General features: G+C 72.6%; 2 protein-coding genes. Both read left to right on the forward strand.

Features of this window, described 5'->3' with window-relative positions; translation table 11 throughout:
• Positions 1-206 precede the first annotated feature (206 nt).
• Entirely contained in the window at positions 207-1,028 is an 822-nt protein-coding gene (locus ADY01_RS33805) for a helix-turn-helix domain-containing protein (protein WP_234320517.1), read from the forward strand.
• A gap of 121 nt (positions 1,029-1,149) precedes the next feature.
• A complete protein-coding gene (lon, locus tag ADY01_RS33810) occupies positions 1,150-3,546 on the forward strand; it encodes an endopeptidase La (RefSeq protein ID WP_049580588.1) in 2,397 nt (798 codons plus the stop codon).
• Positions 3,547-3,857: the final 311 nt, after the last annotated feature.

Raw genomic sequence — 3,857 nt, forward strand, 5'->3', positions numbered from 1 at the left:
GGCCCCGACCGACCAACGACCCGCCCCGGCCTCGGACGAAAGCCGAGGCACTGCCCCCCGATCGAGCGGGAAAGCTTTAGTACAGTTGGGCGCTTGCGGCTACTGCGATAGGAGCGGGCATGGGCGTGGTGAGCCATGAAAGGGCCCTCGGCGGGCGCTCCGCTCGCCGCGTCGACTTCCAGCAGACCGGCCCGACCGTGCCGCGCATGATCCTCGGCACCCGGCTGCGGCAGCTCCGCGAGGCCAGGGGCATCACCGGCACCGACGCGGGCGAGCGGATCCGCGGCTCCCACTCCAAGATCAGCCGCCTCGAATCGGGACGCACCGGATTCAAGACCCGCGACGTCGCCGACCTCCTCACCCTCTACGGCGTGACCGACGAGGCCGAGCGCGCCACCCTCATCGCGCTGGCCCGGCAGTCGAACACCGCGGGCTGGTGGCACGTCTACTACGACGTGGTGCCCGCCTGGCTCAACGTCTACCTCGGCCTCGAACAGACGGCCGTGGTCATCCGCGGCTACGAGCTCCAGTTCGTCCCCGGGCTCCTCCAGACCGAGGAGTACGCCCGTGTCGTCACGCGGCTCGGCAACGAGGAGGACGAGGAGCGGATCGAACGCCGGGTCCGGCTGCGGATGGGACGCCGCCGGATCCTGGAGCGGGAACGTCCCCCGCACCTGTGGGTCGTGATCGACGAGGCCGCGCTGCGCCGCACCATGGGAGGGCCCGCCCTCATGCGCCGGCAGCTCGACCACCTCATGGAGGTCTCGGAGCTGCCGCATGTGACGATCCAGGTGGTCCCGTTCGCCGCGGGCGGCCACGCGGCGATCGCCGGGCCGGTGACCATACTGCGCCCGCCCGGCGGCGAGCTGCCCGACGTGGTCTACCTGGAGCAGATGACCGGCGGCGTCTATCCCGACAAGCCCGCCGAGATCGAGCAGTACCGTCATGTGATGAACCGCCTGGTGGTCGACGCCGAGCCGCCCACCGCGACCCGCGACTTCCTGTACCGGGTCCTGCGCGAGCTGTAGCCGCGCGCGACGTTCCGCCATCCCCCGCTCGCTCAGAGCGAACATTCCGCGTCCGGGGAACATCCGGGCCGCTCCCGGCATTGAGCCGATGAAGCTCAATTTGCCTGCTGAGGGAGAGGTCATGACTTCATCGTTCGACATACTCACCCTGCCGGTGCTGCCGCTCGACGACGAGGTGGTGCTGCCAGGGATGGTGGTGCCCCTCGAACTGTCCGACCCCGAGGTGCGCGCCGCCGTCGAGGCCGCTCAGGCCGCGGCGGTCCGGGGTGAGAAGCCCCGCCTGCTGCTCGTGCCGCGCCTGGACGGGACCTACACGGGAATCGGCGTGCTGGGCCGGGTCGAGCAGGTCGGACGCCTGGCCGACGGTGACCCCGGTGCCCTGGTCCGCGGCATCCGTCGCGTCCGCATCGGCGCGGGGACCACGGGTCCTGGACGCGCCCTGTGGGTGGAGGGCACCTCCATCGAGGAGACCGTGCCCAGCCCCCTGCCCGGCTCGGTCGCCGAGCTGGCCAAGGAGTACAAGGCGCTCACCACGAGCTGGCTCCGCGAGCGCGGCGCCTGGCAGGTCGTGGACCGCGTGCAGCAGATCGAGGACATCGGGCAGCTGGCGGACAACGCCGGGTACCTGCCGTTCCTCGGCACCGAGCAGCGCGTGACGCTGCTGGAGACCATCGAGCCCGTGGAGCGGCTCAAGCTGGCGATCAAGCTGCTGAGCGAGCACCGGGCCGAGCAGGACGTCGCCGAGTCCATCGCCAAGGACGTGCAGGAGGGCGTGGACAAGCAGCAGCGCGAGTTCCTGCTCCGCCGCCAGCTGGAGGCCGTCCGCAAGGAGCTGGCCGACCTGAACGGCGACGCGGCGGACGAGGGCGAGGACTACCGCGCCCGCGTCGAGGCCGCCGACCTCCCGGAGAAGGTCCGCGAGGCCGCGCTCAAGGAGGTCGACAAGCTGGAGCGCTCCTCGGACGCCAGCCCCGAGGGCAGCTGGATCCGCACCTGGCTCGACACCGTGCTCGAACTGCCGTGGAACGTCCGCACCGAGGACGCCTACGACATCGCGGGCGCCAAGGCCGTGCTGGACGAGGACCACGCGGGCCTGAACGACGTCAAGGAGCGCATCACCGAGTACCTGGCCGTGCGCAAGCGGCGCGGCGACCGCGGGCTCGGCGTGATCGGCGGCAGGCGCGGCGGTGCCGTGCTGGCGCTGGTCGGGCCGCCCGGCGTCGGCAAGACGTCGCTGGGCGAGTCCGTGGCCCGCGCCATGGGCCGGAAGTTCGTGCGGGTGGCGCTCGGCGGCGTCCGCGACGAGGCGGAGATCCGCGGCCACCGGCGCACCTACGTCGGCGCCCTGCCGGGCCGCGTCGTGCGGGCCGTCAAGGAGGCCGGTTCGATGAACCCGGTCGTGCTGCTCGACGAGATCGACAAGGTCGGCAGCGACTACCGGGGCGACCCGGCCGCCGCCCTCCTGGAGGTGCTGGACCCGGCGCAGAACCACACGTTCCGCGACCACTACCTGGAGGTCGAGCTCGACCTGTCGGACGTGGTCTTCCTGGCCACGGCCAACGTCCTGGAGGCCATCCCCCAGCCGCTGCTTGACCGGATGGAGCTGGTGCGGCTCGACGGCTACACCGAGGACGAGAAGATCACCATCGCGCGTGACCACCTCGTTCCCCGGCAGCTGGAGCGGGCCGGACTCGGCGAGGGCGAGGTCGCCCTGGAGGACGGCGTGCTGCGCAGGCTCGCGGGCGAGTACACCCGCGAGGCGGGCGTCAGGAGCCTGGAGCGCACCGTCGCCGGCCTGCTGAGGAAGGTCGCGGCCCGCGCGGAGCTGGGCGAGCTGACCCTGCCGCGCACCGTCACCGAGGCGGACCTGCGGGACCTCATCGGGCGCCCGCACCACACCCCCGAGGCGGCCCAGGAACCGTCCGAGCGCCGCACGGCGGTGCCCGGCGTGGCGACGGGCCTGGCGGTCACCGGCGCGGGCGGCGACGTCCTCTACATCGAGGCGTCCCTGGCCGACCCGGAGACGGGCGGCGCGGGGCTGACCCTGACGGGACAGCTCGGCGACGTGATGAAGGAGTCGGGCCAGATCGCCCTGTCCTACCTGCGCTCGCGCGGCGCGGAGCTGGAGCTCCCCGTCGGCGACCTGAAGGAGCGCGGCGTGCACCTGCACGTTCCCGCGGGCGCGGTGCCCAAGGACGGGCCGAGCGCGGGCATCACCATGACGACCGCCCTGGCGTCGCTGCTCAGCGGCAGGCAGGTGCGGCCCGACGTGGCGATGACCGGCGAGGTCTCGCTGACGGGCCGGGTGCTGCCGATCGGGGGCGTCAAGCAGAAGCTGCTGGCGGCCCACCGGGCGGGGATGACCACCGTGATCATCCCCAAGCGGAACGAGGCGGACCTGGACGACGTCCCGTCGGAGATCCTGGCCAAGCTGGACGTCCACCCGGTCGCCGACGTCCGCCAGGTCCTCGACCTGGCCCTGACCCCGGCCGAAACGCAGGTGGCGGTGGCCGCCTGAGAACCCTGGGCGGGGGCGGCGTGGCTGGGGCGGTTTCCGAGGCTTTACGCAGCCACGTTGGGGCGAGCCTCCAAGATCGGGGGCCCGATCGGGGAAAACGCGGTGGGGCCCAGGGGCCCGATCCGCCGGCCAGCGTAAGGGCCCCCGATCTCTCGCCCCAACGCAGCTCCCGCCCAAAGCCTCTCCAACCGCGTGGGGGCCTCGGTCCCTGCGGGCCACGGGGGGCGACGCCCTCCCGGCCCGGGGGGTCGGGCCCCCTTTTGGTTGTTCAGCGCACTTGGTGCTGGTGGAGCGCGCGGACCAGTCACGCG

The organism is Streptomyces sp. SBT349 (genome assembly GCF_001083795.1).
Taxonomy (GTDB): Bacteria; Actinomycetota; Actinomycetes; order Streptomycetales; family Streptomycetaceae; genus Streptomyces.